Raw genomic sequence first — 13,653 nt, 5'->3', positions numbered from 1 at the left:
GCATCAGACTAACCCGCTTACTTGGCCGGCGTCACCGGCGGCGGCGCGGCGAACGGCTTGATGTTCAGGTAGTCGTAAATCTCGGCCGGATAGTAGGCGACGCCGCCGACCATGGTCATGCGCACCTTGCGGACGTTGCTGATGTCCGCGGTCGGGTCGCCGTCCACCAGGATGAAGTCGGCCAGCTTGCCGCGCTCGATCGAGCCCAGCGAGTGGTCGCGGCCGAAGTATTTCTCACTGTCCAGGGTGGCCAGACGCAGGGTCTTGCCCGGCGAGATGCCGGCGTTGACGTAGATCTCAAGCTCGCGGTGGACCGAGAACCCAGTGCCGTCGTCGGTGCCCGGCAGCAGCTGGATCCCGTTGTCGTCGAGCATCTTCAGCACCTCCAGCACCTTGGCGTAGCCGGCCTGATAGTCGGCGTCCTGCTGCGGGTTGTTGATGGTGACGAAGTTGCGCTTGCGGTAGCGCTGGTAGCCGATCGGCACATGCGACAGATAGGGCGCGTCGCCCGCCTGCACCTGGCCCGAGCGCGACAGCATCAGCCGCTCGAGGATCATGGCGGTGGGATCCAGCGCCACGCCCTTTTCCTTCATCGCCGCCACCGTGGCCTGGACCTTCGCCGAGCTCAGGTCGAGGTCCTTGGCGCGCGCCATGCCGGTCAGGCGCAGCGGCGTGCGGGTGTCTTCCTTCGGATCGAGGATCCAGCCGAGCATCAGCTGGTTGACGTGGGCGATGTCGTTGTAGCCGTCCTTGATCACCCGGTCGGCAGAGGAGAAGGCCGGCACGTGGCCGGTCACGCCCATGCCCAGGCGATGGGCCTCGGCGGCGATCGGAGCCACCCAATCAGGGTTCATCGAGTTGTAGATCTTGATCTGCCAGTAGCCGTGGTCGGCGTACCAGCGCACGTCCTTCAGCGCATCTTCCAGGCTGTCGGCGATGAACCCGTGTCGGGCCGAATACGGGCTACGGCCTTCGAGGAAGCCGTTGCGAATGATCCGCGGCCCAGCCAGCTTGCCGGTGTCCAGGCCTTCCAGCCAGCCCAGCAGTTCCTCGTTGTAGTTGCCCTGGTCTCGAGTGGCGGTGACCCCGGCCGCCAGGTTGAACAGGTTGGACGACAGCGTGGTGTGCGAGTGCATGTCGTGCAGGCCGGCCATCAGAGTGCCGCCCTGCCCGTCGATCACCGTTTCGCCGGCCGGAACCGCCGCGCCTGCCTGATAGGGCTCAACCGTAGTGATCCGGTCGCGATAGATGATCACCGTGGACGGCGCGCCCACGGTCATCGACTTCGGGTCGAACACCCGGACATTGGTGATCCGCACCGGCGTTTCGAAGCGGTGGGCCAACTTGGTCTGGGCCTCTCGCGCCTCCTGCAGCGCGATCTCCTGGCTGACCTTCTGCAGGGTCGGCAGGAAGCCCTCAGCGCCCTCGCGGATCAGCCCGCCGCCCAGCGTGCCGAACAGCTCGCCCTTCTTGTCCACCAGCACGTAGCTCGGGTCGAGGTCGATGCCCGACAGCTCGTAGACGGTCACGGGGGTCGCCGTTTTGCCCTCGCCCAGGGTCAGGGTGCGAACTTCCTTCAGGCGCATCTCGCCGGCCGGGGCCAGCGGCAGGGTGTGGTTGGGCGCCTTCAGCAGCGCCTTCACATAGGTCCCCAGCATCCAGGGGCTGCCGTCGTTGGCCGCGTAGAGGATCGGCTTGGCCGACGCGACCTCGCCCTTGTCGGCCTGGCTGGTCCATTCGGCCTTGCCGGCGGCCCAGGCGAAGCGTTCCTGCACGGGGCTGCCGAACAGCGAAGAGCCGTCGATCGACCAGTTCACCGGCACGCCGGCGGCGTCGAATTGGATCTGCTCCTTGGCCTTCGGGCCGCGGCCGTTGTTGCTGACCGCGTAGTCGACCGAGGCCGTACGCCCCTGCACGTCGGCCGTCAGGTGGCCGACCTTCTCGCCATTGGCCATGACCACGAAACGCTGGACCTCGGCGGCCGCCGGGCCGGCCAGGCCAGCCGCCAGGGTCAAGGCGATGAGTGAGACACGAGCTGAAAACATCGGGGGGACTTTTCTAGGAGAGGTCGATCGAGAGGGGTGCGCAGCGCAAGGTGTCATCCCGGTTTCCACTACGGCCGAAGGAACTTGCGCACCGCCGCGCTCAGCGCCGCGTGGTTGCTCGGGTCGGTGAACACCGAGTGGCCGCCGTCGAAGAAGGCCGCGGTCAGCCGCTCGCTCGGCACGCCGGCCTGATCTAGCGCATAGCGCGCGCCATAGGGCGGCGTGGTGACGTCGTAGTAGCCGGCCGCCCAGAACAGCCGCATCTTCGGGCTGGCCTGCATAGCCTTGCCGATGAAGCTGTTGACGTCGGTCATGCCCTCGTGGTCCCAGGCGCTGTTCACGTCCAGGTTCAGGGCGTTGTAGGTCTCGGCCGTGCGGAACTTCAGATCCTGCTTGAAGTAGGATTCCAGCGGCGACAGCCCCTTGGCGACCGGCAGCATCCCGCTCGGGGCCGGGCCCGGCGGACGCGGCTCCGCGAAGCCCATGCCCGGATCGTCGTAGGGCGGGCGCTGGGGCGGGGCGTCCAGCCGCGCCGTCGCCCGGCCGTCCAGCTGGCCGGTGCGCAGCCCCTGGTCCTTCAGCAGGTTGAACATGAAGTCCTCCCGGCTGAGCCGCAGGTCCTTGGCGAGAATGAACTCGGCTGGCAGGCCGATCAGCGCCGACATCTTCTCGGCCACCTGGCGCTTCTCGGCCTTGGGCAGGCTGGCGCCGCGGATCAGGGCGGTGACGTATTGCGTCCGCGCGAACTCCACCGCCTCGTCGTGCACCTGCTGAACGGAGCGTCCGGCTCGGTCGATCTTCTTGTGATACCAGGCCGTCGTCGCAAAGGTCGGCAGCGTCGTCACATAGGGCATTTCCAGCCCCGACGGGTTTCCGACCAGGGCGAACAGCAGCACGCCGTCGAGCTTGAGGTCTCCGCCGATCTTGGTCAGCAGCGCCGCCCGAGTGGTGCCGTAGCTCTGGCCAAGGACGAACCGCGGCGCGGCCTCGCGGCCGTTGGTCTGCAGCCACTGTTGGATGACCGTCTTCACCGACTGCGCATCGCCCGTGCGGCTCCAGAACTGCTTGCCGTCGATGCCGGGGAACGGGCGGCTGTAGCCGGTGCCGATCGGATCGATGAACACCAGGTCGGCGACATCGAGCAGGCTGTCCGGATTGTCGACCATCCGCTGGTTCGGGCCGTCCTCGGTGCGCTTCTTCGGGCCGAACGCGCCGAAGTGCAGCGGCGTCGTCGAGGCGCCAGGCCCGCCGTTAAATAGGAACAGCACCGGCCGCCCCGGGTCCTTGGCGTCGGTGCGGACATAGGCCGTGGTGACCAGAGATCCGGTCGGTGCGCCGGCGGCGTCGCGAAGGAAGGTCTCAGCGACGATGGCCTTGTAGGCGATCTTCTGGCCGTTGAACGTCCCGGTGTGACGGGTCTCGGCGACGACCGGCGCGCGCGCTGCGGCGACGGCCGCGGGCGCCGCCGTCTGGGCCGCGCTGGCGCCGGCGAGGGTGGCCGCCAGACTGGCTCCGAGGAGAAGCGCCTGCAGGCTGGTTCGCATATTTCTTCCCCCGAGGTGACAGGGCCTAAGATAGCCCCCCGGCGCAGAATATCTTTGCGAACTGCGCCGGTCGGACGTCCTGCCGCACATGGCCTAGTCCCGGTTTGGTGAAATTGCCGAATAGCTTATGCCTCTGCGCCGATAGGCGCCGAAAGGCTCGGTCGCGCTTGGATAGCTTCAGGCAGGGATCGCGTCAGCATCGCATGGTCCATGCGCCGCAGCCTTGAGCAGCTGCATAATCCGGCCGCGGCTGCGATGCGGTCGCGTCCAGATCGGCAAGATAATGCGATCGGCCCAGCTTAACCTGACGATAGATCGTCAGTTGGAGACATTCCGCGTGCGCCTGAAGCCCGTCGCCCTCGCCATCGCCCTCCTCTGCTCCGGCGCTCCCCAGGCCTACGCCCAGACGGCTCCGGCAACCGCCGAAACGGCCGCCGCTCAGGCCTTCGTCACCCGTCACAGCGGCGTCTTCAACGGCCAGAAGGTGAAGTATACGGCGACGGTCGGTGAGACCGTGCTGCGCAACGCCGCTGGCGAGCCGACCATCCGCTTCGTGACCACCTCTTACCTCCGCGACGGGGTGAAGGACCCGGCCACGCGACCGGTGCTGTTCATGTTCAACGGCGGCCCCAGCTCGTCCTCGTCCTGGCTGCACATGGGCGCGTTCGGTCCGCGCCGGATCTCGCCGCCGCAGGACGTCAACGCCGAGATTCCCAAGCCCTACAAGGTGGTCGACAACAGCTACTCGCTGCTCGATGCCGCCGACCTGGTGTTCATCGATCCCGCCGAGACCGGCTTCACCCGTGTGCTGCCGGCTGGGAAGCGCGCCGACTTCTACGACGCCCAAGGCGACGCCCGCTCGGTCTCGCAGTTCGTCGAGGCGTGGCTGAAGGCCAACGGCCGGGAGGCCTCTCCCAAATACGTGCTCGGCGAGAGTTACGGCACCATTCGCGCGGCCATCATGGCCGGCCAACTCGCCAAGACCGCGCCGCTCGACGGCGTGATCCTGATGGGCCAGGCGGTGAATATGATCGAGACCAGCCAGCGTCCCGGCAATCCGCTCTCCTACGCAACCAACATCACCGCCCTGGCCGCCGTCGCCGCCTATCACGGCAAGGCCGACACCGGCGGCAAGCCGATCGCCGCCTTCATCGACGAGGCCTACGCCTTCGGGATGGACGAGTACCTACCGGCCCTACTCAAGGGCTCGGAATTTCCGGTGGCAGAACGCACGCGGATAGCTCAACGCCTTGAGGCGTTTACGGGCATTAGCTCAGGCTATTATCTGGCCCACGACCTGATCATCAGCAAGATGACCTTCGTCACTGAACTGCTCAAGGACAGGGGCCAGGTGGTCGGGACCTACGACGCCCGTTACCTCGGCCCTGCCCCGGCCGCCGGCCAGCGCCGCACCGATCCGTTCGACAAGGTCGGCGACATGGTTCGCCCCGCCCTCGAAGACTACATGACCAAGCAGCTTGGCGTGACCCTGCCCATGGCTGACTACCGCTCGTTCGCCCCCGACACTGACGGCTGGGCGTGGTCGCCGACCGGCGGAATCGGCGGTCCTTTCAACGACTTCGACTACCAAGCTAACTTCGGCCGCGCCCTCAAGGCCAATCCCGACTTCCGGCTGATGATTGGGACTGGCCGTTACGACACGACCACGACCATCGGCCCCGCCCGCTACCTCAAGGCGCGCGGCGTGCTGCCGCCCGAACGCGTCACCCTCAAGGACTATGAGGGCGGCCACATGGCCTACACCAACGAAGAGGCCCTGAAGGCCTTCTCCGACGACGTGCGGGCGTTCGTGACGAAGCGCTAGCGGATGCAGGCCGTGTCCGGCACGCCGGGCACGCGCTTCCACTGGTAGACCTGGACCTCTTCGGCTCGCGGCAAGTAGCTGATCGGGAAGGTCTTTCCATCCCGCGTCACCTGCAGCGTCAGTTTCTGAGCGGGGTCGCTTTGCACGCCGTCCAACGCCTGCGCGTAGGTCACCACGTCGCCGTTCCGCAGCCCGGCCTTCGCCGCCTCCGACTCCGGCTGCAGGTCGCGGACGGTCTTGACGTCCCCGACCAGCGACTTCGGCTCGAAGCCGAGCTCGAACCGCCGGACCTTGCCCGTCGTCCGCGTGAAGCACGGGCCATAGCCGCCGGGCTCGGGCAGCATCAGCTCGCCGCGCAGCATGGCTGCGTGGGACGACGGGCCGTCCGCGCCGAGATCCTTGCTCAGCAGCTCCAGCCACGCGTCTTCGCCGGTCGGCTCGCCGCGCCGCTCGCGCTCGACCATCTCGATGACCAGGTTGTCGATCGACCGCTTGCCGCCCGACGCCTTGCGGATCTTGCCGTCCAGCACGGCGAAGTACATCGCGCCCCGATCGTAGGGCAGCACGCGGATGCGGGTGTCCTCCCAGAAGCGCGGTGCGATCTGGTCGTTGGGCGTGTTGTTAAGCGGGTTAGCGTAGTAGCGCCGCGCGGTCTCGTTCAGGTCCTCGAGGAACCCATCCGGCGACAGCAGGCCCGCGCGCATCGGCAGCAGCGCCTGGTAGAAGACGGCGTTGCCCTCGCCGAACCATTGGCCGGGACCATCCACCGCGGTCCAGGTGTGGATCATCTCGTGGGCCAAGGTGCCCTTCAGCGCCTCGCCGGAACCGGTCTTGCCATAGGTGGTGAGGAACGAGTTGGTCAGCGCCGCGCCGCCCCCAGCGTTGATCGGGTTGTAGCGCAGAAAGACGCGATAGGGCGGCTGGCTGGGATCGCGGAAGAAGCCGATCATCCAGGTGTGCAACTGCTGGGTCCAGTCCATCACCGGTGCGGGGTCAAACGGCGGGGTTCCCAGCCAGGCCGCGGAGAAGCCGCCCTTGGCGACCTGAGGATAGCGGCGCATCGGCCCAGCCATGAACACCGTCGACATCAGCCGCCCGGCCGACCCGACGCCCATCGCCACGTCGCCCTCCCCATAGCTGGAGGTCGCGCTCGAACCCGGCAGGTTCTTCAGATCCCAGCGAAGGCTGACGTCGTAGGGCTTCTGGCTCTCGGGGATCAGGATGAAGGTGTTGCCGACGCCCGACAGCCCGCCGCCCTCGGTGCGCAGCTGGTAGGGCGGGCCCGAGCCGCGCTTGGGCGGCGTATTGTCGATCGGCGCGCGGTAGCTGACGGTCAGCTCGCCCTTCACCGGCCGGCCAGGAATCCAGTGCCGGCCATAGGCGATGGCTGCCGGATCGTCCTTGAAGGTCAGCGGAACCTCGCCAGACGCATCGACGGCGCGCAGGTTCTGCAACGTGGTCGCGACCGTGGCAGTGTTGGCGATCACCACGGGCAGCCCCAGCAGCGGAGCCCCGGCCGGCGCATCGACGCCCGCAATCTTGAGCGTCACGTCGACATGGCCGATGCCGTCAGGCTGGTCGGCGGCGCCGGGCGTTAACACCACCTCGAGCCGTTCTTGCGCCTGCGCCATCGAGGCCAGGCTGACCGTGGCGAGCAGGCTCGCAGCGAGGCACAAACGCTTACGCATCAAGTGTTTTCCGTATGTTTGTAGAGCGCCCAGGCGCTGGCGAGGTCCTGCACCACGTGGCCGAGCGACTTGTAGATCGTCACCTGATCGGCGCTCTGTCGGCCCTCGATCTGACCGGCCAGCACCTGGCCGATCTCGCCGACCAGATGGCTGTCGTCGATCAGGCCGGCGGCCTTGGCGTTCAGGAACTCGGCGCCCTGGGCCAGCACGCCCTCGCGACTGTCGGCGATGAAGCGGGCGCGAACCACCAGCTCGTTGTCGATCTCGACCGGGCCGGCATAGCTCGAGCCGACCACGTTGGCGTGCGCGCCCGGCGCGACCCAGGCGCCGTTGAGGATCGGGTCCTTCGCCGCGCTGACGGTGCAAATGATGTCGGCTGCTGCAACGGCGTCCCTGACGTCCCCTGCGGCCTGCACCGGAACGCCCAGTTCGGCGGCTATCGCCTGCGCAAAGGCCTCGGCCCGCTCCAGCGAGCGGCCCCATACGCTGATGGCCTCTAGCGGCCGCACCTTGGCGATGGCGCGGGCGTGGGTCGCCGCCTGCTCGCCATAGCCTAGCAGCGCCAATCGAGTGGCGTCAGGGCGAGCCAGGGCGTCGGTCGCCACCGCGCTGGCGGCCGCCGTGCGAATGGCCGTGACCTCTCCGGCGTGGACCACGCAGACCGGGACGCCGGTCTCCGGGTCGAACAGGACGATCAGGCCCTGATGCGACTGCAGCCCCTTGGCGAAGTTCTCGGGAAAGACGCTGATCACCTTGGCCCCGAACGGGGCGTTCTCACCCAGCGCGCCGGGCATGATCCCGAACATCCGGCCCTCGGCCAGCGGGATGATCGAGCGCAGCAGCTGCCTGGTCTCGCCGGTCGAGAAGGCGATCATCGCTTCGCGCACGATCGGGATGCACAGGTCGTAGGTCAGCCGCCGGGCGACCTCTTCACGATCGATGATCCGCATCAAATCGCCTTCCTCGGGGCGATGGCGTAGTACGCGATCCCGATCGCCGCCCAGACCGCCAGGGCGGCGTAAGGCATCCAGTCGGCCTGGAAGCCCAGCACGGCGACGACCAGAGCGGCCACGCAGCCGGCATAGGCCCAGCCGACCGTCGCGCCCGGTGAGAGCTTGAAGCGCGCTCCCTCATAGATATCCGGATGCTTGCGCACGACCACGGTGGCCGAGATGCAGGTGGCCGCATACTTCAGCAAGGTCGGGATGTTCACCGCCAGGAACAGGCTGGTGAGGTTCATCGGCGCCAGCAGGCCCAGAGTAGCCGCGCCCAGAATGGTCAGCAGGGCGAAGTGCGGGGTGCCGTGCTTCTCATGCACCTTGGCCAGGGCCGAGGGCAGCATGCCCTGGCGGGCCATGGCGAACAGGCTGCGCGAGAAGCCGAGGTAGAGCGAGTTGATCGACTTGGCGATCGCGACCACGGCGGCCAGCACGATCAGCGGCGTCGCGATCGGCCCCATGAACGGCTTGGCCGCGTCCAGCAGCGGCGTCTCGCTCTTGGCCAGCGCCTCGGGACCAATCACGCCGATCGCGACGACGCCCACCATCAGATAGAGCCCGACGGCGGTGAGGATCGACAGGCCAATGCCCAGCGGGATAGTCCGCCGGCTGTCCTTGACCTCGTCGCCGATCTCGGTCGCCGCCTCGATGCCGAAGAACAAGCCGATCAACAGCGGGATCGCCGCCAGCATCCCCGCCGTTCCGTGCGGTAGCAGCGGCGTGAATTCCTCGGCCCGCACGTGCGGCGCGCCCCAGGCGGAGAACACCAGGAACAGCACCACCAGCGCGCCCATCAGGATCACCTGAAGTCGCGCGGCCAGGGCCACGCCGAAGTAGTTGGCCAGGAAGAACAGAGCGAAGGCGGCCAGCATGGTCGGCTTGGTCGGCAGCGGAATGACCATCGACAGGTAGCGGACCATCACCAGGGCGAGGATCAGCATCGCGCCGACGTTGCTGACGATGCGCAGCCAGGCAATCAGGAAGCCGACGAACGGGTGGATGAACCGCCGCGACCACTCGAACGACGCCCCGGAGGTCGGCAAGGCGGAGCCCATGAAGGCGTAGGTCATGGCGATGACGAACATCGGCACGGCGGCGACCACCACGGCCAGCAACATCCCTGGGCCGGCCAGCGCGGTGGCGGGCGCGATGACCGAGAAGATCGCCACGCCGACGGCGGTGCCGAGCCCCAGGGCCACAACGGCCAGCAGGTCGACCCCCTTGTTCAGGTGGGCGGTGGCGTCGGTCATAGAGGCTTTCCCGTGACGTGCTGATAGAGCCAAGCCGCCGCAGCCAGATCCTGTGCGGCATGGCCGAGCGACTTGTAGATCGTGATCTGCGAAGCGGAGGTGCGGCCAGGCAGCGCGCCGGCCAGCACCTCTCCAATTTCCCCGGCGATGTGGTCGTCGCCGACGACGCCGGCCGCCTTTGCGCGCAGGAACTCGCCGCCATGGGCCAGCACATGTTCGCGATGATCGACGATGAAACGGCCTACGGCGACCAGGTCGCTGGCGATCTCGGCCTGGCCTGGTCCGCTCGAGCCGACGACGTTGATGTGCGCTCCCGGCGAGACCTGTGCGGCGCTGACGATGGGATCGGTCGCCGAGGTGACGGTGCAGACGATGTCCGCATCGGCCAAGGCCGTATCGAGCGGCATGGCCCGCGTCTCGACGCCTACCGTCTTGGCCAGCTCGAGGGCGAAAGCCTCAGCCCTTTCGGGCGATCGGCCCCAAATACGGACCTGCCTCAGGTCTCGAACCTTGGCGATGGCGATGGCGTGGGCGGCGGCCTGGCGGCCGGTTCCCAGAATGGCCAGGATCTCTGCATCCGGCCGCGCAAGCGCGTCAGTCGCTACGGCGCTGGCGGCGGCCGTGCGGATCGCCGTCACCTCCCCGGCGTCGGCCAGGCAGACCGGGGCTCCGCTGGCGGGATCGAACAGCAGCACCACGCCCTCATGGGCCTTGGAGCCGTCGGGATGGCGATAGACGCTGACCAGCTTGGCGCCGAAGACGCCGCGCTCGGACATGGCGGCCGGCATCAGGGCGAAGGTCTTGCCCTCGCCAAGGCCGATGAAACTGCGCAGAAGTTGCCGCACGCGGCCGTCGGACAGGGCGATCATCGCCTCACGGACGGCGTCGATGGCGGCCTCGTAGGTGAGGCTTTCGCGGACCTGCGCCGCATCGAAGACGACCAGACCCTTCAGGCCGTCCCCTTCCCTCACCGCACTCATCGGTACTTGCTCCCAGAATGTAAGGGTGACGGCGCCGGCCCTGTGGGTGGGCCAGCGCCGCCGACCGCGCGCGGGGTCGAGAGACGCCCCGCGCGGCGGATTACGCCCCTTAGAACCGCGCGTTCAGGCCGACATAGTACCGGCGGCCGAGGATGTCGCCGTAGTTGCGGGTCGGGAACGACGGCTGTTCGTCGGTCAGGTTGATGACCCCGCCGCGCACCGTGTACTTGCCGAAGTCGTACTGCGCCGAAATGTTGTGCACGTAGTTCGGCTTGATCTCCGGCGTCGGCGTGCTCTCGATGGTGTCGAAGCTGTTGATCTTGGCTTCCGGCAGGTAGTGCAGCGAGTAGTACAGGCGCACCGGGCCACGGCTGTAGGTGGTGTCGAAATCGACCACCCAGTCGGGCTGGCGGGTCGTGCCGTCGTAGCGGTTCACATCGGAGCCCGTGACCGACTGCTCGTAGCGGGTGGTGTGGGTCGCATCGACCGCCAGCTCCAGCTCGCCGTAGTCCGCGTCATTGAAGAAGCGACCGATCGGGAAGCGGTAGTTGACGTTGTAGGTCTCGCCGCGGAACGCCACCGTGCCGGCGTTGAACGTCGTCGACAGCGCCGTGGCGATCGCCCCGGTCGAATCCCGGGTGAAGGTGCCGCAGATGTCCGCCGCCGGGCTGGTAGAATCGTAGCAGGCGGCCATGAAATCCTGCGGCGTGAACGCCGACAGACCGTCCGTCAGGTCGACTTCAATCCGGTCGACCACGAAGGTAAGGCCCGGCGCAAAGGTCGGCTGGAAGATGAAGCCGATGGTTGTCGTGTCGGAGATCTCGTTGCGGAGATCCGGATTACCGCCCGAGGTGACCAGGGTGTTCGAGAAGTTCTCGGACGGGTTCTGGAACGTCGCCAGCGGGCCGAAGCTCGGATTGGCGGCGAACAGGGCCTGGCAGTTGGCCAGGCGGACAGCCGGGTTGGGGCCCGAGTTGATCCGGTCGGCGTCGCACGGATCGTTGCCGGCGTTGGAGAGCGCGGTGCGCGACGGCGAGAACAGCTGATCGAGGTTCGGCGCCCGGAAGTTGCGGCTGCGCGATCCGCGGATCGTCAGGCCATCGACCACTTGCCAGCGCAGACCCGCGCCCCAGATGTTCTCCGAACCCGCCACCGAGTGCTTCACGCGGCGATAGGCGCCGTCGAACTCCAGCGCCTGCACGAACGGCAGAGTGAAGTCGCCGCCGATGATCGGCACGAGCAGCTCGCCCGAAAGCTCGTCGGTCTCATACGAGGCCTTCGTGGCCAGGGTCGGCACCAGAGAACCGACGATGCCGGTCTGGTTGGCGGTGAAGGGCGTGTACTTGGCCTCTTCGCGGCGGTGTTCGAGGGCGGCGCTGAATTTCACGGCGCCGGCCGGCAGTTCGAACAGGTCGCCGCCCAGCGTGGCCAGGTAGTCGTCCTGCGTGTTCAGATAGTCCTGGCCAATCGGGGCGGTGACGTAGAGGCGAGCCTGCTGGCTGACATTGCCGACGCCGAACGGATTGATCGGCGCGCAGGCCGCGTCATCGTTGGTCGTGATCGCATCGGCATTGACGGCGCAGACGATGTTGCCGGCGCTGTTGCGGACGGCATTGATGGCCTTGTTGAAGTTCCCGGTGATCACGCCCCAGCCGGAGCTCTCGCCATCGGTTTCGGCGCGGCTGGCCGACAAGCTCCAGTAGAAGTTGCGGTCGGCGAAGTCGAAATCGCCATCAAGCGAGACCACGGCGCGAACCGTGTCCGTCGTGCTGACGTTCTCACGCGTCGGCAGCAGGTCCGTCCAGAACTTCGACAGGAACAGCGGCGGACCGCCGCCGCCCAGCGCGGCCTGCATAGCCGGCGTCAGGTACGGGTTGGTCCGTGACAGCGCGATGGCGCCCGCGCCCGAGGCCGCATTGTTGAGGACGGTGTTGCTGGCCTGCTGGCCGTAGGGGTCACGCCCCTCGACCTTGGCGTACATGAGCTCGCCCGACAGTTTGATGTGGTCGGTCAGGTCGAAGTGCCCGATGACGTTGCCGACCCAGCGCTCAATGCCGACCTGCAGGGCCGCCAGCTCCTGATAGGGCAAGCCATCGCCGCCGCTGGTGAACGGCGGAATGGTCGGATTGACCAGCGTACCGACGTCGTACGGGATGAAGGCGTCACCCGTCGCGTTGCTCTGGATCGGTCGGCCGGCCACGGCGCCGATCTGGCTGGCGAAGGGCGGACCGGCGCGAGACACCACGCCATTGGCGTTGAAGGTCACGAACCGCGAGTTCAGATTTTCAACCAGCGCCGGGATCCCGTCAGTCGGCGAGGTGTTGGCGGGGTTGGACACGGTCACCCGGCCGAGGTTGCTGCGCGACCGATCGTAATCGAGCAGGGAGTCGGTCTTGGACCATTCCGCGTTCGCAGCGATGTTGCCACGGCCATCGAGGAAGTTCTGGCCCGCGGTCACCCGCAGCGCCTGGGTCGGATAGTCGTCCCTCGAAGAAATGCCGTACTGGGCGTCGAACTCCAGCCCCTCGAAGCTCTCCTTCAGGACATAGTTGACCACGCCGGCGATCGCGTCGGAGCCGTAGACGGCGGCGCCGCCGGCCTGAACCACGTCGATGCGTTCGACTAGGCCGGTGGGAATGATGTTGGTGTCGACGACGCGATCGCCGACGCCGTCGATGCCGCTGATCGCGCGAGACTGGGAGGTGGTCACCATCCGGCGGCCGTTCACGAGGGTCAGGGTGCGGCCCGCGCCCAGGCCAAACAGGTTCGGGAAGGTCTGGCCGCTGCCGGCCTCATTGCCGGTGCCATCAGCGATCGCGAACGACGGGACATTGGAGCTGATCTGATTCAGCATGTCGCCGACCTGGACGACACCGCGGTCGGTAAGTGTCTGCGCACTGATGACAGCGACGGGAGCCGCCGTGTCGGTCTCGGCGCGCCGGATGCGCGAGCCGGTGACCACGATCTCCTCGATCGCCACATCGTCTTGCGCCCAGGCCGGCGCGGCCGTCAGGGCCGCGGCGGCGGCGAGGCCGCCCATCATGGTGCTGGCGAGCATGCGCCCGCGAACCGACTGAACCTTCATTACTTCCCCCTTGTGTTCCGTAGGCTGTCACCAGCCTCGCAGAGCTCCGCCCTTCCCCGTGCGGCGGCGGTCCGCAAAGTCCCAATTGCGCTGTGGCGCTTCCTGCAAAGGCTAGGCGTCACACCGTGGTTTTTCTTTTCGTTCTTCCAACCGACGCGGAAGCGTCTCGGATTGTTTATGCGAGCCTAGGCGAGCCTATGCATGACCCATGCGCCCCCTTGGGGCCCCGCGCACAAGC

The 13,653-nt window shown here is 67.3% G+C and carries 8 protein-coding genes; 1 reads left to right on the top strand and 7 read right to left on the bottom strand.

Annotation, left to right across the window (positions count from 1 at the left end; genetic code table 11):
- Positions 1 to 17: 17 nt before the first annotated feature.
- The gene (locus AC1DQJ_RS04010; RefSeq protein WP_477600509.1) at positions 18 to 2,045 is read right to left on the bottom strand and encodes an amidohydrolase family protein; all 2,028 of its coding nucleotides are present in this window, start codon (positions 2,043 to 2,045) and stop codon (positions 18 to 20) included.
- Between the two features lie 68 nt (positions 2,046 to 2,113).
- Positions 2,114 to 3,589, bottom strand: coding sequence for a S10 family peptidase (locus AC1DQJ_RS04005; protein ID WP_477600507.1), 1,476 nt, complete (start codon positions 3,587 to 3,589; stop codon positions 2,114 to 2,116).
- 337 nt (positions 3,590 to 3,926) lie between these two features.
- Between AC1DQJ_RS04005 and AC1DQJ_RS04000 the strand changes: the two genes are divergently transcribed.
- Positions 3,927 to 5,414, top strand: a complete 1,488-nt coding sequence (locus AC1DQJ_RS04000; protein ID WP_477600505.1) for a S10 family peptidase — start codon at positions 3,927 to 3,929, stop codon at positions 5,412 to 5,414.
- Here AC1DQJ_RS04000 and AC1DQJ_RS03995 read toward each other — a convergent pair.
- From AC1DQJ_RS03995 to AC1DQJ_RS03975, 5 genes are all read right to left on the bottom strand, one after another.
- Positions 5,411 to 7,102: a M61 metallopeptidase family protein gene (locus AC1DQJ_RS03995; RefSeq protein ID WP_477600503.1), complete on the bottom strand. Its 1,692-nt coding sequence runs from the start codon at positions 7,100 to 7,102 to the stop codon at positions 5,411 to 5,413. The genes AC1DQJ_RS04000 and AC1DQJ_RS03995 overlap by 4 nt on opposite strands.
- Positions 7,102 to 8,052: an ornithine cyclodeaminase family protein gene (locus tag AC1DQJ_RS03990; RefSeq protein ID WP_477600501.1), complete on the bottom strand. Its 951-nt coding sequence runs from the start codon at positions 8,050 to 8,052 to the stop codon at positions 7,102 to 7,104. Before AC1DQJ_RS03990 ends, AC1DQJ_RS03995 begins: the two co-directional genes overlap by 1 nt.
- Positions 8,052 to 9,350: an APC family permease gene (locus tag AC1DQJ_RS03985; RefSeq protein ID WP_477600499.1), complete on the bottom strand. Its 1,299-nt coding sequence runs from the start codon at positions 9,348 to 9,350 to the stop codon at positions 8,052 to 8,054. The genes AC1DQJ_RS03990 and AC1DQJ_RS03985 overlap by 1 nt, the downstream gene beginning before the upstream one ends.
- Positions 9,347 to 10,330 (bottom strand): ornithine cyclodeaminase family protein, encoded by a 984-nt coding sequence (locus AC1DQJ_RS03980; RefSeq protein ID WP_477600497.1) that lies wholly within the window; start codon positions 10,328 to 10,330, stop codon positions 9,347 to 9,349. Before AC1DQJ_RS03980 ends, AC1DQJ_RS03985 begins: the two co-directional genes overlap by 4 nt.
- 109 nt (positions 10,331 to 10,439) lie before the next feature.
- Positions 10,440 to 13,415 (bottom strand): TonB-dependent receptor domain-containing protein, encoded by a 2,976-nt coding sequence (locus tag AC1DQJ_RS03975; RefSeq protein WP_477600495.1) that lies wholly within the window; start codon positions 13,413 to 13,415, stop codon positions 10,440 to 10,442.
- Between the last annotated feature and the right edge of the window lie 238 nt (positions 13,416 to 13,653).

It is taken from the genome of Phenylobacterium sp. P4_E10 (assembly GCF_056401675.1).
Note: the sequence above shows the minus strand (reverse complement) of the source record. Positions and strands in the feature narration are given on the sequence as shown.

Excerpts from the sequence above, each read along its gene's own strand:
- AC1DQJ_RS03985 (WP_477600499.1), bottom strand. The coding sequence starts at position 9,350 with ATGACCGACGCCACCGCCCACCTGAACAAGGGGGTCGACCTGCTGGCC.
- AC1DQJ_RS03975 (WP_477600495.1), bottom strand. The coding sequence starts at position 13,415 with ATGAAGGTTCAGTCGGTTCGCGGGCGCATGCTCGCCAGCACCATGATG.
- AC1DQJ_RS03990 (WP_477600501.1), bottom strand. The coding sequence starts at position 8,052 with ATGCGGATCATCGATCGTGAAGAGGTCGCCCGGCGGCTGACCTACGAC.
- AC1DQJ_RS03995 (WP_477600503.1), bottom strand. The coding sequence starts at position 7,102 with ATGCGTAAGCGTTTGTGCCTCGCTGCGAGCCTGCTCGCCACGGTCAGC.
- AC1DQJ_RS03980 (WP_477600497.1), bottom strand. The coding sequence starts at position 10,330 with ATGAGTGCGGTGAGGGAAGGGGACGGCCTGAAGGGTCTGGTCGTCTTC.
- AC1DQJ_RS04005 (WP_477600507.1), bottom strand. The coding sequence starts at position 3,589 with ATGCGAACCAGCCTGCAGGCGCTTCTCCTCGGAGCCAGTCTGGCGGCC.
- AC1DQJ_RS04010 (WP_477600509.1), bottom strand. The coding sequence starts at position 2,045 with ATGTTTTCAGCTCGTGTCTCACTCATCGCCTTGACCCTGGCGGCTGGC.